This window comes from Chryseobacterium sp. CH21, assembly GCF_004119445.1.
GTDB lineage: Bacteria > Bacteroidota > Bacteroidia > Flavobacteriales > Weeksellaceae > Chryseobacterium.
Genome location: NZ_QICI01000051.1, coordinates 96,331 through 118,798 on the forward strand (window position 1 = coordinate 96,331; position 22,468 = coordinate 118,798).

Here is a 22,468-nt window from a genome sequence, read left to right on the forward strand (position 1 = left end):
ATACAGTGTTTTACCAATTATTTCCTGACATGATCAGCACCTGGCTTTCCGTTCCGTATTTAATCTCGTTAAGGAAGATTTCTTTTCCTTCATCCAATGGAATCATAGAAATACCTCTGCGTTCGTATTCTGATTCAAGGGTGGAAGAAACCATTCCGGCACCTTTCCATGGCCCCCAGTTGATAGAGATTACTTTTCCTTTTAATCTTTTGTTTAAAGCATTCGCGTAATCATCCAGTACGCTGTTGGCCGCAGCATAATCTGTCTGCCCTTTGTTACCGTATACGGAAGCGATACTTGAGAATAATACTACAAACTGACAGTCTGAACGAAGTTGTTCTGCCAGTACACGAAGTGGTTTAACTTTGGTGTCAAATACACGTCCGAAAGAGCTTGTTGTCTTTTGTTTGAATAATTTATCTTCTAAAAGACCTGCACCATGAATCACTCCATCCAGACGGTTGTATTTTTCATAGATACTGCTGATCAGATTGCTTAAACCTTCTTCGTCACAAAGATCCAGTGATTGGTAAATGATGGTATTTCCAAGGTTTTCCATATCACGGATGGTGCGCAGGATCTGATTATTTTTGAAAATCTTCGTCGTTTCTTTTTCTATTTCTGAAGGAGAAGTGAATTGACCAGACTTGATTAAGAAACCTCTGATTTCTTCTTTGGTTTTCATGCCTTCAAAGTCTTTCGCCGAAAGTTCATTTCTTGGGTCAGCTGATCTTCCTACCAGAATATAAGTACAAGGATAAGCCTGAGACATGTGTTTTACCAACTCGGCAGTGATTCCCTGTGCGCCTCCCAATACCAAAACAACAGATTTCTGATCTAATTGGATGTGGGCTTCATGTAAGCTTGTTGATAATGGAGAGGGGATGATATCTACTTTATGTCTTTGATCATTTTTATAAATAACTTCAGCAGGTTTATCGTTGGTAAGAATCTCTTTCAATGTAATTTCAGCAATCTGATCTACTTCCTGAGGGGTGCTCAGGCTGATTAATCTACACGTTGTATTATCAAATTCTCTTGCTAAACTTTTGAAAAGTCCCGGATAGCCCTGATGATGACGTAATATGCTTGCATCTGTAATTTCCTGAAGGTGTGCTGGAATATCTGAGATCAGGTATACCCATTTTGCTTTATCAAAATCCAGTTTTTTGATCAGGTCTACGTGATCGATAATGCTTGGTTTATCAGCTGCTGAGAATAAATCCAGCATAATTAATCCGTCGATATTGGAAAGATCTTTTTCTGTATCTACTAATTCTACAATGGCACCATGTTTTTCCAATGCATCTTTGATTGCTGAGGTTTGTTGGCTGTCATCTTGTGTAATGGCAAAACGTTTTCCCTGTAGTACTTCAGTATTTTGTACTTTAGAAGCATCGGTAGGAGTGATGTCAAAACGGAGACGTGACAATACATTTTGAGTTGGCTCTGTAGTATTTTCTTCTTTCACTTCCTGAGCTGCTTCGTTGGTTTCACCATTCATTTCGCTGATCCAGCTTGCCAGACCACGAAGGGTTTTAATGGCAGCCAGTTTTTCCATCACATCATCAGCCTGTTCAAGGTTTTGACCAAACCCGATCTTAGTTTTAAGATCACCAATGATTTCCATACGTTTGATGGAGTCTATACTTAAATCCGCTTCCAAATCAAGGTCAAGCCCTAACATTTCTTTCGGATAACCTGTTTTTTCGCTTACGATATTCAAGATGGCATTTTGAAGATCTTCAAGAGAGAATGCCGGTTGAGTTTGTGATTTTGAAACTATTGGTTCAGTTGCTGTTCCGTTTTTTTCAGGCGCAGCATTTGATTCAGATCCTGAAAATTCAGTAAGCCATGAAACCAATCCGCTTAATGTTTTTATTCCTGCAAGCTGTTCCATCACGGTATCTTCACTGATATTTCCGTTCCCAAGAGTTCCCAGTTCGTTACGAAGTGTTCCGATGATCTCAACTCTTTTAATAGAATCAATACTTAAATCTGCTTCCAGGTCCATTTCCATACCCAGCATTTCCTGAGGATATCCGGTTTTGTCACTTACCACCTGTAGTAATAAAGACTTGATATCTCTTGAAGGAGCTTGTTTTATAGCAGCTACAACTACAGGTCTTTCCTGCTGAACAGGCTGAACCGGAATGGTAGATATAGGCTGATGTGCAGCAGCGGGTGCTGGTGAATGGTATACAGGAGCAGGGAATGCCTGAGGATTCTGTCCCATAAAGGAAAGCATCACATCGCGCTGTGCCTGTATCATTAATTTCATGCTGTTCAAATATTCCTGCAACATGCGTTCAGCAGTAGACTGAGCTTCCGTTGCGGGTGCCTGTGGGTTATTCGTAAAGTTATTCATGGGAATTGGGTTTATAATTGGCAATGCACCATTAGATGGTAGATTACCAGTAGTTGGGTGGGCAGTCTGCCCGTTAACACGCCAGATAGCAGGGCTTTTTTTGTAAAGCTCAGGCTGGTTAAGATCAATGATCGTAACGCTTCTGCCGTCAAAAAGTTTATCAATGTTAAAGCTTCGGCCAGTTCCTAAATATTGTGCCAGCATACAAAGCAGATGACTGAATTTATTACGGCTGTTGTCTTCAACATATAAGGTCAGCTGATCTTTTTCCAGACAAGATTTGGTCAATCCGGTAAGTACTTTTCCTGGTCCTACTTCGATGAAGATTCTTGCTCCGTCGTTATACATGGCCTGAAGCTGTTCTACAAATCTTACGGGCTGTACCAAATGATCAGTAAGTCTTTCTTTTATTTCTGATGGATTCGCCGGATATACTTCTGCTGTCGTATTGGACCACACAGGGATCTGCATTTCCTGGAAAGGAACGTCTTTTAAAACTTCTGCATATAAATCCTTGGATTTTGCCAATAACGGACTGTGGAATGCGCATGCAACCTCAAGTTTTTTAGCAGAAATACCTTCCTGTTTAAGAACTTCCAGTAATTTATTAATAGCTTCTGTACTTCCAGCGATCACACATTGAGTAGGAGCGTTGAAGTTTACAGGATAACATCCTTCTACTTTAGCAATAATAGGCTGTAAACGTTCCGCAGTAGCGCTTGCTGCCAGCATGGAACCTGGATCTCCGCCCTCTACTGAATCTAAGATAGACTGCGCTCTCTGAACACTTAAGCCAACCAGTTTATCTTCTCCAAATACTCCTGCAAAGCATAAAGCCGGAATTTCACCATAGCTGTGGCCTGCAAGCATATCAGGGATAATACCCAATGATTCCAGGAATTTAGCCAATGCAAGGTCTACAATTCCTAAAAGCGGTTGTGCTAAACGGGTATCTTTAATGGTTTCTTTCTGTTGTTTTAAATCAGCTTCATTAAAGGTTTTCGATGGGAACACTACTTTTTCAAGTTCAGGATACTCATCAATAATTTTACGCATAGTAGGGAAAACCACAAATAAGTCACGAGCCATATTGATCCTCTGGCTACCTTGTCCAGGGAATGTGAATGCTACTTTACCTTCTTTTTTGTTAACCGTAAAGGTGTCTTTTGTCTCAATCCCTAGCAGTACCAGTTCAAGCTTCATCATCAGGTCTTCTGCGGTATCTGCTACAATGCTGAACTGGATTGGCTTTTCTGAGCTGATGCTTAAACTATAAGCGATATCTTTTAATGGAATACCATCGTTAATTTCTAATAAAGCCTTAACCTTGCTCGATTCTCCTTTGGCTTCTCCATACGTATCTCCACGGAAAACAAACAATTCTGAAGGCCATGACTGCATTGCAATTGAATTATCCTGCTTTGGATGGTTCGCAATAACGGTGTGGAAGTTCGTTCCTCCAAACCCGAAGGCACTGATCCCTGCATAACGGTTCTTTTCGCCCCACAATCCACTTTCTGCATGGAAAGCAAATGGGCTGGTTACTGCATTATAGTAAGCATTAGGTTGCTGAAGATGTAGGGTGGGTGGCTTTACCCCGTGGTATACCGCAAGGGAAGCTTTGATTAATCCTGCTAATCCTGCTGCACACTTGGTATGTCCGATCTGTGTTTTTACAGAACCTAAATGAGTCTGTCCAGGTAAAGCTCCTGAGCGGCTGAATAAATTCGTCAGTGCACTAAGTTCAGTTTTATCACCCACTACTGTTCCTGTACCGTGAGCTTCTACAAGACCTACGGAAGCGGGACTGATCCCTGCCTGGGAGTAAGCACGCTCTAATGCTCTTACCTGACCTATTTTTCTAGGAGCCGTTAATCCTAACGCTTTACCGTCACTGGATCCTCCAACTCCTTTGATTACTGAATAAATACGATCACCGTCACGTATTGCATCTTCATATCTTTTTAAAACAAGGATGGCAATACCTTCTCCAAGGGCGATACCGTCTGCCTCATCGTCGAATGTGGCACATCTACCTTTTCTTGATAAAGCGTGTGTACTGGAGAACATCAGATAATCATTGATTCCGTTGTGCAAATCTGCACCTCCTGCAAGAACCATATCAGATTTTCCTAATACAAGTTCCTGGCAAGCCAGGTCAATAGCCGCGAGTGAAGAAGCACATGCTGCATCTACCGTAAAGTTTCTACCGCCAAGGTCCAGACGGTTTGTAATTCTACCTGCGATTACATTCGCCAGAATACCTGGGAATGAATCTTCTGTAGTATGTGGGAAGGCTTCTTTTACTTCTTCATGAAGTTCTCCGAAAACCTGCTTATAATATCCTCTGAAACTATAGCTGTTGGCAAGGTCATTACCTCCTTCAGCACCTATAATCACAGAAGTGTTTTCTCTGTTAATATGTTTTTCACCATATCCTGCATCTTCCATCGCGCGTTTTGCAACCAACAGGGTTAAAAGCTGTGTAGGTTCAATAGCGGCAAGCGATTGTGGCGGAATACCAAATGCCAACGGATCGAAATCAATTTTAGGAATAAATCCTCCCCATTTGGAATGAGATACATCAGATTCGTTAGAATCCGGTTTATAATAAAGGTCTTTGTTCCATCTTTCATCCGGTACTTCGGTAACGCTGTCTTTTCCTAGAATGATATTTCTCCAGTATTCATCAAGGTTTTTGGCACCCGGGAAAATACATTCCATTCCTACGATAGCGATGTCCAGAGGTTTTTCTGTAGAAACCGGTTCTTCCGGTAACGCTGCATCCTGAATATGTTCGTAATTGTCTACCACATTTTGGTGAAGAGTTGCCAATGAGATGACATGGTTATGCATCGTAGCAACCTGCCCGATCATGTACATTCCTAGGTCTAACTGATCATCTTTAGGAATATTAACTAATTTATCACCCTGACGTTCTATCCCTTTAGCCGCAATACGTAAACGGCCTACATTTAATTTTTCAAGTTGTTCCCATGCCTGTTTTTTATCCATTCCGGCAGCAAGAAGTTTTGCTTTTTCGGTATTAAAATGGGTAGCAAAAGCAGTATTTAAACAACGGGTTTCATGCCCCGGAGCTGTTTCCAGTAAAACAGTATCCTGAGCCTGCATTGCCTGAGCCTGGAATTCCTCCTGAATAGCTCCGGTTTCTACAGCTTCATGCGTATACAGATAGGCAGTACCCATCAATACTCCAATTTTCACTCCTCTTGCAGCCAATGGCGCAGCCATAATAGAGACAAATGCGGTTGAAAATGCATTATGAATTCCTCCTGCAAAAAAGACACTGATGTTTTCAGGGTGGTCTTCTTTTAAAATACGTTCAATTTGTTTTTCCCAAAGAACTGTACTCGAAAGAGGTCCTACATGGCCTCCACACTCACGTCCTTCAAAAATGAAGTTTTTAGCCCCTTCTTTCAGGAAAATATCAAGAAGGGCAGAGGAAGGAACATGTAAGAATGATTTTATTCCTGCTTTTTCAAATACTTTGGCCTGAGCGGGTCTTCCTCCTGCAATCAAAACTACTGGAGGTTTCGCTTCTAATATATATGAGGTCTGTTCATCTCTTAATTCCTGTGGAGCAAATCCCAGGATTCCTACACCCCAAGTTTTTTCACCTGCCAGTTTTTTAGTGTCCATTACCAAAGATTTTGCAGACTCTCCTTTTAATAAGGATAACGCAACAAAAGGTAAAGCTCCGGCATCTGCTACAGCATTGGCAAATGAAGGAACATCACTCACACGAGTCATCGGACCCTGAGCAATAGGGTATTGTAATCCCAATTCCTGAGCCAAAGAGTTGTTTTTATCAATAACTTTTAATGCTTTAGCCTGCTTTAGATGTCCATACATAGCTTCTTTAAATCCGAAAACAAGCTTTTTCAGTGTTTTGAAGTCTTCATACAGATCTGTTGCCAATGAAATGTCTTGTCCCATAGGGATATAACAGGTGCTAAGATCGAAGCCTGAAAAGTATTGTTTCAGATCTTCAGCGGTTGGGTTTTCGGGTAACGTGGGCGAGTTGGGTCTCACCAATACACGGTGGTTAGCAATCACCTTAGTTTCTGTACCATTCAATTTTGAGCATACTTCTTTCAGATCCTGAGGAATTGAACTTTCAGGGAATAAAGCCAACTGACTATCCAGTACAATTCCTGTTGCTCCCAAAGCTTTTGATGCCGCTGCGGTATGGAGACCTATTCCTCCCTGTACCCACACCGGAATGCTTTGGATTTCTTTGATCACACGCTGAAATAATACAAACGTAGATTCGTAACCTACTAATCCGCCTGCTTCATTTCCTTTGATAATGATTCCCTCTGCTCCCGCCTGTTCAGCTTGCATGGCTTCCTGCAAACTATTCACCTGATATATTGCAGGTAAGTGTAAGGGTTTAGACATTCCAAACGGAAGGATCGCAAATCTTACTTTTTCAGAAGTTTGAAGAGAGGCGAAATTGTCATTAGAAAAATAAATACCATATGATGGTACGTCTATCTGGTCAAGTTGATGTAACGCTTCCTGTGCAGCTGTTATCTCATTTCCTAAACTCAAAACGGGAAATGCACCCGCCTGATACAGTTTGGATATAAGGTTAACGTCTGGTTTTTCAAAAGGCGTCAGTCCAATAATGGGTAAGTTTTTCATGGCATGATAATTATTGAATGATAGCAAGAGATTCATAGCAAAATGCTTTGCCTTTCGGTAATAAGGCGACTGCTTTTGTTATGATATAATAAAATTGGTTTTTGTTAAATCATTAACGATTTTAATCGTTTTGTGGTAATTATTCAACAATCTATTATTTATCAATAGAAGGGTTAATGTAAGGGTGATGTCCGGTTTTTCAAAAGGCATTAGCCTGATTTTAGTCAAGTTTTTCATAGCATTTACGGTATAGGAATAGTTAATGATATCTCATAACAAAACATCAATATCACCAGTGTTAATGATGATTTTGTGTTATGAGGAAATAAAAATAATTAAACTGTAATATATCTTCAATAATAAGTGTTATTTGATAATGATTTATTAATAGGAAAATATTAATTGTTCAAATACTATTAAAGTATATTTATTGTTTTGTTATTCTTAGAAACGTGACGATACAATCTGATTAATTTTAAATATAAATATTTATAGTTAAAAAAATGTTAAGCAAATATAGGAATAAAAAATAAAATATTTCAAAAAACAGAGATTTGTTTTGGGTATATTACAAAAAGATAATATACCACGAGTAAGGTTGGAAAATGTTAGAATAGCCTTTATCAATCTAATAAATCGGATAGGCTAATTTACATAAAATTAATCAATATGTTGTGATTTAATCTGAGTTATTTATGAATTTCATCTATCTTTTTGATAAATAAACAGATATGAATTTTAACAAATAATTAAATTATCTTTTAGGAATTCATAAAAAACAGTAAGTGTCTGATCTACTTACTGTTTTTGAATAGGTTAACCGTTAAGATTTTTTTTAAATGAATACGCTTTAAAAGACTGCTTCACATCAATTATAGGGTAGTGTGATGATAGATAAATTAATAGTGCATAAAATTTAAAATATACTTAATCCGTATTGTTTTGCAAGGTCTAAAATCATGTGATACCCTGCTAATGAATTTCCGTGTTGATCTAACGAAGGACTAAATACACCAATTCCCATTTTTCCAGGAACACTTACGGTAATTCCGCCTCCTACACCAGATTTGCTTGGTAAACCTACCATTCTGGAATATTCTCCACTGAACTCATACATTCCGGCAGTCAGCATTTGGGATTCTACCAGTTTTGCCATATCAGCATTTTTGTAAGTGGAATCTCCATCAAATCTTACGCATTGATTGGCAAAGAAGTATCCTATTTTTGCAAGATCCTCTGCTGTAAGTTCAATAGAACATTGTTTGAAATAATTGTCCAGCTGGTCTTCATTTCCGGAAATCAGTCCGCTGTTTTTCATGATATAAAACATACCACGGTTACGGTGTCCTGTAGCTTTTTCAGATTCGTAAACGGATTTGTTATAATCGATTGTCTGATTTTTGGTGATATATCTTACCATGTCCAGTATTTTAAGGAATGGCTTTTCTCCATCTCCTGAAATTAATGAGGTCGTAAGAATTGCTCCGGCATTCATCATTGGATTAAGCGGTTTTCCAGTTGTTTCCAGATTTGAAAAGTGGTTGAAAGGTTTATCGGAACCGAAATATCCCATTTTGTCAAATATGTTAGCTTCTCCCTTTTCGTTTACGGCTACCATTAATGATATGATTTTGGAAATGCTCTGCATGGTGAATTTCTTATTCACATCACCTGTGTTAAATACCTTACCGTTTTTGTCTACTACTGAAAAAGCAATGGCTTTGGCATCCATTTTTCCCAGTTCAGGAATGTAGTCTGCTACTTTACCTTGGGTATAATAAGCTCTGTTTTTTCCAGAATGGTATTAAGTGTTTTCTCTGATAGAGTTGAAATATCTACAGTTTTCTGAGCGTAAACAGTTGTGTTTAAGACAAAAAAAGCTGCAGCGCAGATTCCTTTTGCAGAGGATAAAAAGCTATTGTTTTTCATAGGGAAAATCTTCAAATAAAATGTTTATGATATGCCTGAGAAAGCAAAGATAAAATATTTTTAGTATTGTCTGTAATTCTCTTTTTTGGCGTTCATGAGTCCTCATAGAGTATTTCTACATGAAATGAGATAATTTACGTAAGGCGTAGTGGGAAGGGGGATTCAGTAGATGAAAAATATTTTAAAAAGAAAAAGATTTCGCTTACAATTTTTCTTTTTTAACCAGAATTTCATTGTTATTATTTTTAATTTATTATTGTTTTCTAATTAATAAAATTCATTATTGATGTTTTTTAATACTTGTTTTGGTTTTTAATAATGTTTAAAATTTGGTATTTTATTTATTTAAAACAGGTTTAGTACTCCATCTTTTTAAAAAAGTAAATTTTTTTATATAACTAATATGCAGGTGAAATAACATATAAGTAGGGATTAGTCTATATTGTTGGTGTTCAGTTGTAAAATTGTGTTATTTTTTCACTATTAAATGATTATTATATTGTTTTTTTTGTTAATTTGACAAAAAATTAATAGCACTTTTTTAATAACTATGAAAAACAACACCTATTTTGGTAGGCAGCACGTCTTCAGATGGCTCCTGCTATGTTGGCTTTTGGTACCTTGGGTACTACAAGCACAAGCTCGAATTACATGGACCGAAGAGGTCGGATGCCAGGAATTCCGCGGCGAAAAAGAAGGTCAGGTTCCTGACAACGGAATCGCCAGTTCCTACATCAATTCTGCCCAGTGTCTCAGGGTCTGCGAGAAATCAATAGATCCTGTTAAATATCTGGTGCAGGGATCGAACGTTTCTAACGTACAATGGTCAGTCTCAGGAGGAACAGCCACAATTTCCGGAACCGGAAATACCTTAGCGTATGTTACGTGGGGTGCCGCCGGTAATGGTTCTTTACAGGCTGTTATCACTTACAACGACGGAACTGTGGAAACACAGACCATCTGTATTGAAAAAATCAACAGACCAATTGCTAAATTTGAATTGCTGAATCTGGATTATACCGTATGTAACAATACAACGGTGTATTTTGATAACCTTTCCGAACAAAACGGAGGTTCAGATATTGTCAATTATTTCTGGCAATTCGGAGATGGAAGTACTTCCACTTCCACTGCTTTTGAACCGTCTCATGTTTATACTAATCCTGGTAATTATACCATTCAGCTTACGGTAACCAATAAGTGCGGATGCCAGAGTAAGTATAAGAAGGAGATCAAAGTAGTGAAATCTTACCCTGTGCAGATCAACTGTGCTTCTGTAGTTTGCGAAGGAAGTACAGAGAAATACAATGCAGAGGATGGATGTAACAAAGGACAATGGAAAGTTATTGGTGGAAACATTGTAAGCAATAACGGTAACGAAATTGAAGTAATTTGGGATCAGGTAGATCCTACAGATGGATTTGGATATGTAATGTACATGTCTGAATGTGCTTGTCCTGAATGGACTACTGTTAAAATCCCAGTGATTTTAAAGAATGCAAAAGTTAAAGGACAGGAGAAAGTATGTGCTGGTAAGCAGTATACCTATTCTATTCCTCAATGGCCTACAACCAAAGTTAACTGGAATGTATCAGGCCCTGCAGGAGGTCAGTTGGTCAATACCCAACAGAGAAATGAAATTGTTTTCTCAGCCAGTCAGCCAGGAATTTATCACCTTGAAGCAGCTTACTTCAATACTTTATTATCATGCGAAGGAATTGCTACTATTGATATCGAAGTAGAGCAGCCGGTAACGATAAGCGGTGGTGTAGATGAGATCTGCGCAGGAACAAGCCAGACATTTACAGCTACTCCTAATGTGCCTGTTATCTGGAAAGTAACTACAGGAGGATCTACCGTAACATCGGGAGTGGTATCCGGACCATTTACTTATCCTTTTACAACAGCAGGTACTTATACTATTGTTGCTGTGAAGCAAGGAGGAGGTTGTGAAAGTAATCCAAGAATTATTAAGGTATTACCAATTCCACAGCCACCTACAGGAACTATTTCAGGAGAGACTAAAGTATGTTCTGGAAAACCTTATGTATATACCATCAGCTCTGTTGATGCAGGGATGGTTCCCGTTTGGAGTGTTACCAACGGAACAATCCAGGGTAGTAACGCAGGATCTTCTGTAACGGTTATATTTAATGCTGGTGCTTCGTCATATTCAGTATCTGCACAGAATAAATCTATGAGTAATGCAGGATGTCTTTCGGCTCCAATTTCGTTCAGTGTAGCGCCATTGGATCTTAATACAATTACGATCAATCCTAATCCGGGACCTTTCTGCCCAAGTAGTACTCAAACGTTTACGGCTAATCTGAACGGTATTGTTCCTGACTTTATGGAATGGACATTCGGAAGTGCGAACTTCGGAAGTGTTGTAGGAGGACAGGGTACTAATAATATCACTGTAAACTTCAACGAAATTTCTTCAACAAGCAGCACTACGCTGAACTTAAGAGTTGTAAAATGTGGAGTAACAAAAATTATCAGTATTCCGGTTTCTCTATTGCCACTTCCTGTGGTGAGCTTCACAAATGTTGGAGGACTTTGTTTAGGTTCTAATCTGACATTCACTGTAAATCAGGGTTCCATTACTTCAGCAACGAGTGTAACTTTCACTTTTGCTAACGGAACTACTTATACCACTACTTATAATCCATCTGGAAATTATAGCTTTCCGAATAACGGATATATCCAGAACGGTTCAGGAAGTAACATTTCTCAAACGGTAACAGTAACTTATACAGGAACTAACGGATGTAACTATAAGCCTACTGCAAGCGCTAACTTTACTATATATCCTGAAACCATTATTACAGTTTCTCCGGTATATAATATCCTGGTATGTGATCCTACAACAATGACACCGTATACGCTTACGGCTAACAGTTCTACAGGACTTACCAATATTACTTCGTGGCAATGGCTTAAAAACAATGCGCCAATATCAGGTGCTACCACGAACTCTTATACGATAGGAGGTGCAGGTGCTTTTGGTACCTATAGAGTACGTGCTGTAGATATTAATGGTTGTGTGGTTTATTCGCAAAACATTAATGTGAGCCAGCTTTGCCCAAGCAGCGGAACTTGTAATACAGATCCTCAGATCAACTTTACGGCTACATGGTCCGGTTGTAATACGATTTCTACTTCAGGGTTAACGTATAACGGAACTCCTGATCAGATCGAATGGTCATCAGACAGTGTACTTACTTTAACTTCCCCTCAGGGACAGCCTACGGCAACATATCAAACTACTCTTGCAGGAGCACATATTGTTTTTGTACGTTTAAGATATGGATCATGCTGGTATAGCAAAGCTGTTGAAGTAAGAAAGAACTACGAGCCTAAATTCAGTGTAAGCACAGTATGTAGCGGAGGCGGATATAATGTGACTCTTTTCAATAGTTCTACTATTTTTGAGATCAATCAGTCATCTATTACCTATACATTCACTAGTCCGGGTCAGCCAACCCAAACAGGACAGACAGCTACTTACAACAATCTTGCGCCAGGTACTTATACCTTCACCATGACAATGTCTGCGCCAGGAAAACCATCGTGTACTACTACGCAAACTGTTACATTAGCTCCAGTTCCTAGTACCAACTTCCTGGTTCCGGCATGGATCTGTGTACGTGAGCCTATTACATTTACTGCGGCTGGATACAACTCTGCTAATACATACACGTGGCTTTTTGATGGCACAGCATATGTGGCTTCAGGAGCAGGTGCAACAGTTACCTATAATACAAGTGGTGCAAAGACAGTACAGCTGAAAATCACTACCCCTAACGGATGTGTATACACTTCACCAGTTGCTAATATTAGCGTGAAAGAAGCCTTCATTGATGGTAATATTTCGCCTATTAATGTGGTTGCTTGTGCAGGATCTGTTCCTACACTTGTGTTTAATGGTTCGGTAGGAACTGCCAGCCAGTATATCTGGATGAATGGTTCTCAGCCAGTACCGGGAGCACCAAATTCAATAACATTCACACCGACTCAGTCAGGATCTTACTGGCCGGTATTGGTATCGCCTGATGGTTGTAAAACAAGCATCATGAGTACTAAAGCTGCAACGGTGACTGTTAAAAATGCTCCATATGTAAATATTTCAGGTAAAGCTAATATCTGTGCAGGATCTTCTACAGTATTGACTGGTCTTGTAACCGATAATACATTGGAATATCAATGGAAAAAAGCTGGTTCGGTAGTAGTACCATGGACTTCTGCTCCTTATCCGATTACTTTAAATACAGGAGCATTAACGGCAGGTACTTATGTCTATACACTGGAAGTAAGAACTCCGGGTACATCAGGATGTACAAGCTCTAAAAACTTTACCCTTACGGTAAGCAACCCGCCATCAGCTGTTACTGCTACGTATAGCTTGGTGAGCTGCCAGCCTTATAGAATTCAGTTAACTGCATCAGGACCATCTGCGGGAGATTATAACTGGAGTAACGGAATGTCTGGTCAGACCATTACAGTAAATGAAGGAGGAGTATTCCAGGTTACTTATACTGCGCCAAGCGGTTGTAAAGTATCTAATTCTGTAGAAGTACCATTAAGTCTTGAAAGTCTGATGTGGGTATTCCCTACAGGATGTTATGACGAATGTCTTAGAGAGAAGAACTATATCATAGGACCAAAAGGAATATTTGATCATCATGATTGGATGCTGTTCGGAAACAGTATTCAGAGTGGGAATAATGATTTCATCTTCCCATTAGCTATTGGAAATGCAGGTACCTACCAACTACAGATTGATCATTTAGGATGCCAGTATACATCCGGAACTATGAATTACTATCCAGGTAAAGAATGCGGATACGAAACAGATTGTAAGATTAAAGGAGAGATTAAAGGAATGAAGTGGGTTGGAGATCACTACGCCGTTTATGGTGCGATTTACAACACAGGAGGTCAGCCGATAAGCCTTAATGTTACAAGTGTTAATGGATACGGAGTTTATATTCCATCTATTATTACAATTCCGGCTGGAGGAATGTATGATATGAATGCTAATCCACTGGCGTTCTATCCGAATCCAAACTTCCAGAGTACAGACGAAGTTTTATTCTATAATGAAACTTGTAAGTTTAGTACCAAAGCGGTAGATCCTGACTGGATGGGTATGAGAAGTGCATCAAGAAGCGTTACCGCTACTGCAGTTTCTTCTCTGAAAATGATACCGAATCCTGCGAAGGAAAGAGTGAGAATCTCGTATAATACGGGCGATGAAAAATTACTTGCAAAACAGATTACAGTTTTTGATGCCATGGGCAATGTCAAATTCCGTAAAGAAGTGAAAGCAGCTTCCGGAGAGGAAGATGTAGAAGTTTCCAGCTGGCTGCAAGGTGTTTATATCGTTATCGTACAAACGGGAGACACATCATTACAAGGAAAACTAATTAAAAATTAGTAACTTATAAATCAGTGTTCTCTTCGGAGAGCACTGTTTTTTTATAGTATGTGAAAATTAAATGAATTTATATGATACGATTAAAAAACAAACTGTGGGGATTGCTTCTTGTGCTGCCGGTATTATCTTTCAGCCAGACTTACCAATGGCAATGGGCAAAACAGGCCGGTGGACAATCTGGTTCTGCCGATCCGGGGTTTAATTACCAATTTGATGAATCTATAAGGGATATTGTTGTAGATAACAATAACAACACTTACTACCTTGCAAGTGTATGGAACGGAGGTCAGAATCTGAATGGTGTATCTGTCCCTAATTATGGACTTCGTGATCTTGTTTTGTTTGCTACAGACTGCCAGGGTAATACATTATGGTCTACCGTTATCGGAGGATCAGAAGATGGTGAAAATGCCTGGCATATAGAAGTGGATAATAATGGAGGACTTTATGTAATGGCTACTCTTTACAACAACTCATATAGCGGAGATCCTACTGCTGTTCCTATGCATTTTGACGGTACTCACACAATACCTTTGTATACATATTATGATCAGACCGTAGAGCCGGCACATAAAGCAGGTTATCTGCTTAAATATAAAACTTCTGACGGAACATTGGACTGGAGTAAAGCTTTGCAGGGAGATGTCAGCTATCTTAGCAGACGTTGTGATGTACAGATGATGTATATGGATTCATCCAAAAATATTCATGCTGTTATGGGTTTCAGAGCAGGAACTCATTTAAATGGTTTAATTACGGTTCCATCCACGTTTACTACATCGTTTCAGTATTATCTGGTTAAATTCAACTATGATAATGGGAATATGACCCCGGCAACTCCTTTATTGCTTCCTATTACGGGTGGAATAAGCGCAGGAGGAACAGATGGTAAAGTAAACCTGCTGTACGATGAAAGTTTAAACAGATACTACCTGGCCGGAAAAAGAATGGTTGGGAATTACACCAGTAACCTGGAAGACTTCTCGTACAATAATATTCCTTTTACAAAAGATGCTTATATACTTGCATTTAATGGAAGTACCGGTGCAGAGTTATGGAGAAAAGAATTCGATAATAGCCTTCCAGGATTTATGGATGATGAAATTCATTCTGTGATCAAAGCTTCAGGCTCATCGGATATTTATATTTCAGGACGTTATTTTTCTGGAACGGTTCCTACCACTTTCGGGAACTATTCTTTTCCTGTACAAAACTATCAGGGGCAGACTCCTTTTGTGATGAAGCTTAATGCTGATGGAGTAGTACAATGGGCAAAAGTTCCGGACGCACTTACAAGCTTTTCTGCGTACCGTTTCATGAAAGGAAAAATTGCACTGAACGGAAATGAACTGGCATACGCAAAAGGAAGCTGGAATGAAGTTTGGGGAAGTTTTTCAATGACACGTCCCAATTCGGATTTATCAGATCCTTTGCTGGTACGTTTCAATAAAGATACAGGAGCAGTAATTGGTACCGGAGAAATTCACAGTAACTTTCAGGTTCAGGACGAATTTACAGCCATTGCTGTAGATAAAGACGGAAATTATGTGTTAGGAGGTCTTTTCCATGACCAGCTGTTTACAGATTCCAATGATAATGTCAATACCATGACGGTGAATGTAACGGGAGGGAAATCCCAGTCTTTCATTACAAAATATTCTAAATCAGCATGCAGCCAGATGTCAGTAGAAGAAACAGCCGTTCAGGCAGGAATTCAATTATTCCCGAATCCTGTTCAGGACGTGCTTACGATCAGAAGTAAAGAAGCTTTGGTTTCTTACGAAATTTTTGGTGCTACAGGACAACTCGTAAAACAGGGAGCTTTGAATATGATGCAGGAACAAGTAGTATTATCTTCTCTTCAACTAGGAGTATATTATATTAAACTAAAAACAAAATCTTCTACAGTAACAGAAAAACTCCTGAAGAAGTAAAAACAAAACTGAAAATTAATAACCTTATATATAAATAGTGTTCTCTGATAGAGGGCACTGTTTTTTTTGTACAGTTTTATATCCGGATATCTTTATAATAGTGTTTTTTTGATCAGCTATTCTGTATTTTTGCAAAGAATTGAGCCGCTAAAACTCTTTATTTCAAAATATGAACAATACATTTTCTGACAACAGTCAAGTTGAAGTAGTTTCTTCTTTTTCTGAGTTAATAGAAACCAATTTTCATGGAGCTATGAATGCAGTTTGCTGGCAGAGAAACCTGGCCGGAGATTTTAAGGAAATTGTCTTGAAACTTCAGCTGGAAGACAATATTACCGAAGTTTTCCCTGAAGATCTTTTAGCATTGAAGCTTTCTGAAGAAGGCAATATGGCAAGGGAAATTATTTTGAATGATATGCGGTTGTTAGAACATCTTGGTGCATCACCCTCTCTTAATTTACTTAAATGCTATGAACGGGATGAAGAGCTTGGTTTCATTTCAACAGATGTATACTCATATCATGTAGACCGCTCACCTGTCGGGACGGACACTTTTTTATGCACTTACCATGGGACGGCAAGTGATATTATATCCAATGATCAGGTGGAACAAAAAATTTTAATTCCTGAAATCCGCGAACAGCTCAGAAAATTACATGGCGGCACTGAAGGCGAATTTGAAGATTTCCTGAAAGAGTATTTCTTTGATCTTCATTATCAGCCTAAACCCAATGCAAAGCCTGTCAATTTAGGGGTTGGTCATCTTTGGAGAATCGCAGTAGATCATCCTGATCAGGAAGCTTTACCTTGTGTTCACAGAGCACCTGTAGAAAATGACGGTGAATACCGTTTACTCTTAATTTGCTGATGATTGTATTTTGAATAAAAGTCAATTTGAAGCCTTCTTTTACTCTTGACTCAATGCAGTTAGTTTGTTCAAATAATCTTTACTTTCAATATTTCCGATCGCAAAATCATGTTCCAACCGTTTAATTTTTTCTGTCTTGGTATAAGTACGGTTATAGATTGAATCCAATCTATTTTCTTCATCAACGATTGGGTTGAAAATATCCTTAAGATCACGATAAGCATGATAATACCTTATTCCCAGTACTCTTTGTGATTGCGCATTGAAGTGAATGCTGTCAGGATTGGCAGTGAGTCCTTTTGCTGTAACAAAATAACAGTTTTTATGAGACTGGGCAAAGTCTTCTAGCTCTCTGTTGACCAAAGAATAATGAGTGAAATACTGACCAAATATTCCGTTGGGTAAAAAGTCTCCCAAACCTCCAATAATAAGAGGAACCTCGGGAATCTTGAGTTCCTGGCGCAAAGTATCCATAATGACAGCAAATTTTTCCTGATATTGCGCCGCCTTTTCAGGAGAACAGTCGTTTTCGCCCTGATGCCATAAAATTCCTTTAATTTCACTTGTTCGCTGGGCAAGTCTGGCTTGTGATACTGCATTTTCAAAGAGTGAACCGCCAACAGCCCAGTCATCAAGACTTGTACCTCCGTCGGCACAAGGGATCAATCCAATTTCATCTTGTTCATGATCCAGTCTCCATGCTGCAGCAAATGATGAAGCAAGACTTACCCCTGAGCTGGGACGATCAAAATTAATCGGTTCAGACATGATCTGCCATAATCCGTTTCTCTGCATTTTAATATGTTCATCAAAAATAGGAGGGACTTCTTTAGCGTAACCACGCCCGGCCATATTAGATTGGCCTATCATTAAAAAAGAATGTATCATGATTGTTTATTTAATGGTAAACCAATGCTTCTGCTGAATGATTTCCAGGCCAGTTTCTTTACTTCATTAGGCGCAATATCTCCCGATCTGTATGCTGTGATGGTTGCTGTGATACAATTGGTGAAAAGAATTGTTATCCAGGGTAGTGGCAGTTGACTATCTATTAACTTATCTTTCTGTAGTTTTTGCAAGGCTTCCAATAAGTCGGTTCTTACTTTTAAATATTCTTTACTGGTTTCAGTTTTGTAGGTAGGTTCAATTTCGTTTAGTTTTATTAAAAAAGCATACTTTGTTCCGCTGTCAATTCCGGCATATAATAAATTTTTAAGCTGTACCAAAGGATCAGAGGAGCTGCTGCAGGCTTTAATGGCAGCTTCTTCCCATGCCTGCATCATATTTTGGTTGCAGGCTTCCAGTAATTCGTTCCGGTTTTTAAAATACCGGTGCAATGTTCTGCGGTTAAGGTTACAGTGTACTGCAATCTCTTCAAATGTTGCTGAAAAATTCTCATTGAAGACGGCTATAGCTGTATCGATAATTTTTTGTTGGGTATTCATTATTTTTAATTGGCTCAAATTTACGATAAATGTCTCAATTTTGAGACATTTATTTTAAAAATAAGAATAAATAGAAACAGGTGTTAAAAATAACAAACAGTAAATCAATTGATTGAATTTATTTTTTTAAATCCCAAGCAAGGATATGGAAATTCTGTATTTATAGAGATGAGTACTCAGTAAATTTTTTTTAATCAAAATAATTAATTCAAAATCAAAATGAAAAAATCATTCATGTAAATTGATCTCTATGCTTGTGATCTTACTGGCTATTCCTTTTGTTCTGACAAGTTGCAGTAATGATGACGATGCTCCAAAACCTAATCCTGTGACCATTAGTTTTGATGATCTTAATGGTGAATATACCGGAAAAGCAAGTATATCCCAAGGAACTGTAAACGGAGAAACAGCGGTTGCTTTTGCCACCAAGAAAAACCTGATTTCCTATTCAGAGTTTCCTATGAAAGAGATTGTTTACGCCGTAATTTCTGATCCTGCGAAAGCCAGTCAAGCCTTAACAGCCATCGGAAAAATAAAATATGATCTGGATTATACTGCAGTTTTATACCAGTATAAAAAAGAAATAGAGCTTAATCTTCTTCCTAAAGAATTAACTGTTCAGGTTCCTGTGGATGGGGTAAACAAGAAGGTTGTCATAACCTTTACAGCTTCCAAGAAAGGGTTGTTTACCAAACAGAATACACAAAATATGAATTTTGAACTGCTTGTGAGCAAAATAACTGTTGAAGGAACAGCTTTAAATCCTTTCAATCCAATAAAATATAATTTTCAAATGCTGAAAAAGTAATCACCGTAAAGAATATTATACAGATGCACTTACATAAGTGCATCTGTTTTTATGTAACGTATTCATTACCATTTGATTTTTATTTTGGGAACTACTTTTTTTATTTCTTTGGCGACATTAGTTCCTGCTTTTCCCAGTTCGTTGCTTATATTTCTAACGACTTTTACTGCTTCATGATTTTTTCCGGGGCCATATTGTAAATCATGAACGGTAGTATTCCATGTTTTGACAATATCGTTATTGGGACCAAACTGACCTTTTAAAGCATCTCCAATTTGATTTAATCCTTTAACGATTGTGTTATTCTTTCCGAAACATCCGTTATCACCACCTACGCCATTTGTTAAACATTTATTTAATTCACGATAGGTGAGTTGGCCTCCTGCACAACCTGCAAATGCATACGGTTGCCCTCCGGTACTTACCGCGCACTCAACGGCTATCTGGGCTTCTGTATTCAGATTAAGTTTACTTGCTCCATAACACACGGCAGTTCCCATGAAAGATATTTCGCCACTGTTGGCCTGATCTTTAAAGCAGGAGACTAATTGCTTGAGCTCAGGATCATTTACTTTATCAGCGAAACAGAGTGGATACATTTCATAATTGCCACCATATTCTTTATAACATTTCAGCATATCCTGAGTAATCTGCTTTTCTTTTGAACCGCCTAAAATACTCAGCATACAAAGGCTCTGTTCCTCCATGGTTGCTGAATTTTTGGCGCATTTATAAATTTCAAGCTCTTTTTTACCAGCCATATTTGTTACCATACAGTCCCCGAATTTGATCTGATTTAATGAGCCGTCAAAATTCAGAGAATTCTTATAACAGTCTACCGCAGTTTGTTCGCTGGTCATCATGACATCTCCAAAAGGTTTTTGCTCATCAATAATCTGCGTAGGTAACGGTCTCAATCCATCAGCTGTTTCAATTCCTATCTGATTATCATATGTAGGCTTTGGCAGGTACATAACTGGCGGCGGCGGAACAGGAATATTGGAATAGCCAACGACACGGTATCCATATCTGTAATCTAATTCTATAATATTTTTATTAAAATCCAGAAAAAAAGCCTTTTGGTAAGGAATGGCAGATGGTAGAAGTAAATAATTAATTCCTGTTTGATCATATACGGCCTGGCCGGCATTTCCCGGATTGCCGTCCTGAACAATCACTCCTGTATTGTACATCGTAAAAGACTGACCGTAAGTAGTCAAAAACATCTGTCCGATTGGATAAACCTGCGCAAACAGGAAGGAGCAGAAACTCATGAATGAAATCAGCACACTTAAAATTGATAGTTTTTTAATAATTGCGTCCATGGTACTTATTTTTTGATAAAGTTACCCTGTACACAAGTATCAGGAAATTACCCTTTTTCGCTATTTTTGAAGTTGAAGAGACTTCAAAAAATAAAAAACAGCCTTAAAAAAGACTGTTTTTTATTTTGAATTCAAATTCTTAAAGATGATAAAGGAGATTGGAGTTATTTCCCTTATTAAAGAACCTTAAAAAACTTTCAGAACCTTTCTTCCAATTGCGAGGAATTATCTTCTGTCTCTATTTTATTACTCAGGAAAGATGAAAGTTTAAACAGGTTTATTATCGGTTTAATATCGAATCAAATTAATCTCTTTATTTTGCCATTACTTTTTAGACAACTTAAGATTACTAGCTTCTTCTTCCCATTTTTTAGCTTGAACATCATCTCCAATCTTTTTATACAAATTTGCCAAAGTATCGGTGTTATAATAATTTTTATCCTTTTTTATAGACTCTTGAGCCCATATGATAGCCATTTCCAACGAGGATTTTGTATTTACTTTTTCAAAAAAAGCCCACGCTGCTGAATTAAGTTCTTGATAATTAGCTGTAGAATAATCTTTAAATATTTTAAGTGTTAAATTTTCATAAGTAGCAATATCTTTGTTGTATAGAGCTTGTGAAGCCTTGAATTTCAAAAGTTCATTTTCAGCTTCTTCCCTACCTAAGAACTTTCCTGCTTCAGCTAAGAAACTATCATCATTAAATTTATTTGAATTTTGTTGAAAACTCTTAACAAGAGTGTTTATTTTAATTTTTTTATCCAAAGCACTATATTCTTCTTCTGAAATAGCTTTTATGATAATAGCTTTTTTTTCTTGGAAAAAATTATACAAAGAAGATTTTGTACTTATAATATGGGATGTTAATAATTTAATATCCTCTTTATCTATTTGACCTTTGGAATTTAAATATCTTTCAAAAACATTGATCGAAAAGTCTGGATCAATATTAATAGTTAACGTTATCAGATTTTTCAAAAAATCAGAATTATTTTCTCCTTTTTCAAATCTTTGCTTGAGAACTGAAAGGTTTCTATTAGGGTCCTGCGCATCCTTTGCAACCTTGATAAAGTCATTTTCATTAGAATATGAACCTAAACCTCGATGTATTTCTTCACCTTTACTATTGAGAAACAAATAGGTAGGATAGGAGTTTATCTTATATTTTTTTGCGAGTTTAATTCCCTCTCCTTTCTCCATATCAATTTTTACATTAATAAAATTTTCATTAAAATAACTTCCTACAATAGGTAATGTGAAAATATTTTTGCCATTAATTTACAGGGTGCGCACCATGTAGTATATGCATCAATGAAGACAAGTTTATTTTCATTTTTAGCCTTAATAAGAATGTCGGCAAATTTACTTTCTTCAAATTTAATTCCTTGAGCATAGGTACAAGCTCCAAAGGTTATTAACAATAAAACGATCAACTTTTTCATACTTTTTTATTTAATATTTTTTTTATAATAATTAATACCACATTCAAGGAATTTTTTGAAATCCTCTTTTAGCATATATCCTGAAACAGGAGTATTGATTACTTTTCCGTCCGGAGTGATTAATACATAGTGAGGCTGGGAGTTATTGTTAAAGTTAACCTGTTGGAATAAACTCCATCTGTCACCAATTGTTTTTACTTTTTTGATCTGTCCTTCACCAAGGTCTATTTTGGTTTTC

Annotated in this window: 10 protein-coding genes and 2 pseudogenes; 4 read left to right on the plus strand and 8 right to left on the minus strand. The window is 37.8% G+C overall.

Translation table 11 applies throughout. The features are described 5' to 3' along the window. Positions 1 to 10 precede the first annotated feature (10 nt). On the minus strand, positions 11 to 7,072 hold the full coding sequence (locus BOQ62_RS11430) for a type I polyketide synthase (protein ID WP_228413979.1): 7,062 nt from the start codon (positions 7,070 to 7,072) through the stop codon (positions 11 to 13). 880 nt (positions 7,073 to 7,952) lie between these two features. Beyond that, positions 7,953 to 8,965, minus strand: a pseudogene (glsA, locus tag BOQ62_RS11435) (glutaminase A). 550 nt (positions 8,966 to 9,515) lie between these two features. Between glsA and BOQ62_RS11440 the strand changes: the two are divergent. From BOQ62_RS11440 to BOQ62_RS11450, 3 genes are all read left to right on the plus strand, one after another. Beyond that, on the plus strand, positions 9,516 to 14,405 hold the full coding sequence (locus BOQ62_RS11440; RefSeq protein ID WP_129039581.1) for a PKD domain-containing protein: 4,890 nt from the start codon (positions 9,516 to 9,518) through the stop codon (positions 14,403 to 14,405). Between the two features lie 71 nt (positions 14,406 to 14,476). Then, entirely contained in the window at positions 14,477 to 16,339 is a 1,863-nt protein-coding gene (locus BOQ62_RS11445) for a T9SS type A sorting domain-containing protein (RefSeq protein WP_129039583.1), read from the plus strand. A 169-nt stretch (positions 16,340 to 16,508) separates the two neighbouring features. Then, entirely contained in the window at positions 16,509 to 17,207 is a 699-nt protein-coding gene (locus BOQ62_RS11450; protein ID WP_129039585.1) for a DUF1826 domain-containing protein, read from the plus strand. A 39-nt stretch (positions 17,208 to 17,246) separates the two neighbouring features. Here BOQ62_RS11450 and BOQ62_RS11455 read toward each other — a convergent pair whose 3' ends face one another. Both BOQ62_RS11455 and BOQ62_RS11460 read right to left on the minus strand, forming a co-directional pair. Then, positions 17,247 to 18,095, minus strand: a complete 849-nt coding sequence (locus tag BOQ62_RS11455) for a sialate O-acetylesterase (RefSeq protein WP_129039587.1) — start codon at positions 18,093 to 18,095, stop codon at positions 17,247 to 17,249. Further along, complete coding sequence (locus BOQ62_RS11460; protein ID WP_129039589.1) at positions 18,092 to 18,652, minus strand: TetR/AcrR family transcriptional regulator; 561 nt, start codon at positions 18,650 to 18,652, stop codon at positions 18,092 to 18,094. The genes BOQ62_RS11455 and BOQ62_RS11460 overlap by 4 nt, the downstream gene beginning before the upstream one ends. Before the next feature lie 250 nt (positions 18,653 to 18,902). On the opposite strand from BOQ62_RS11460, the gene BOQ62_RS11465 reads away from it, so the two are divergent. Continuing rightward, complete coding sequence (locus BOQ62_RS11465; RefSeq protein ID WP_129039590.1) at positions 18,903 to 19,460, plus strand: DUF4840 domain-containing protein; 558 nt, start codon at positions 18,903 to 18,905, stop codon at positions 19,458 to 19,460. 65 nt (positions 19,461 to 19,525) lie between these two features. Here the strand turns inward: BOQ62_RS11465 and BOQ62_RS11470 are convergent, their stop codons facing one another. From BOQ62_RS11470 to BOQ62_RS11480, 4 genes and pseudogenes are all read right to left on the minus strand, one after another. Next, positions 19,526 to 20,785, minus strand: coding sequence for a hypothetical protein (locus BOQ62_RS11470; RefSeq protein WP_129039592.1), 1,260 nt, complete (start codon positions 20,783 to 20,785; stop codon positions 19,526 to 19,528). Positions 20,786 to 21,109: 324 nt separating this feature from the next. Continuing rightward, the gene (locus BOQ62_RS11475) at positions 21,110 to 21,988 is read right to left on the minus strand and encodes a thiol:disulfide interchange protein (RefSeq protein ID WP_228413982.1); all 879 of its coding nucleotides are present in this window, start codon (positions 21,986 to 21,988) and stop codon (positions 21,110 to 21,112) included. 41 nt (positions 21,989 to 22,029) lie between these two features. Beyond that, positions 22,030 to 22,230 carry a thioredoxin family protein gene (locus BOQ62_RS23195; protein WP_228413983.1) on the minus strand — a complete coding sequence of 67 codons (201 nt, stop codon included), beginning with the start codon at positions 22,228 to 22,230 and terminating at the stop codon, positions 22,030 to 22,032. Between the two features lie 6 nt (positions 22,231 to 22,236). Beyond that, positions 22,237 to 22,468 (minus strand): annotated as a pseudogene (locus tag BOQ62_RS11480) (protein-disulfide reductase); the annotation flags it as partial.

Excerpts from the sequence above, each read along its gene's own strand:
- BOQ62_RS11430 (WP_228413979.1), bottom strand. The coding sequence starts at position 7,072 with ATGAATCTCTTGCTATCATTCAATAATTATCATGCCATGAAAAACTTA.
- BOQ62_RS11475 (WP_228413982.1), bottom strand. The coding sequence starts at position 21,988 with ATGGAGAAAGGAGAGGGAATTAAACTCGCAAAAAAATATAAGATAAAC.
- BOQ62_RS11470 (WP_129039592.1), bottom strand. The coding sequence starts at position 20,785 with ATGGACGCAATTATTAAAAAACTATCAATTTTAAGTGTGCTGATTTCA.
- BOQ62_RS23195 (WP_228413983.1), bottom strand. The coding sequence starts at position 22,230 with ATGAAAAAGTTGATCGTTTTATTGTTAATAACCTTTGGAGCTTGTACC.
- BOQ62_RS11445 (WP_129039583.1), top strand. The coding sequence starts at position 14,477 with ATGATACGATTAAAAAACAAACTGTGGGGATTGCTTCTTGTGCTGCCG.
- BOQ62_RS11460 (WP_129039589.1), bottom strand. The coding sequence starts at position 18,652 with ATGAATACCCAACAAAAAATTATCGATACAGCTATAGCCGTCTTCAAT.
- BOQ62_RS11450 (WP_129039585.1), top strand. The coding sequence starts at position 16,509 with ATGAACAATACATTTTCTGACAACAGTCAAGTTGAAGTAGTTTCTTCT.
- BOQ62_RS11455 (WP_129039587.1), bottom strand. The coding sequence starts at position 18,095 with ATGATACATTCTTTTTTAATGATAGGCCAATCTAATATGGCCGGGCGT.
- BOQ62_RS11465 (WP_129039590.1), top strand. The coding sequence starts at position 18,903 with ATGCTTGTGATCTTACTGGCTATTCCTTTTGTTCTGACAAGTTGCAGT.
- BOQ62_RS11440 (WP_129039581.1), top strand. The coding sequence starts at position 9,516 with ATGAAAAACAACACCTATTTTGGTAGGCAGCACGTCTTCAGATGGCTC.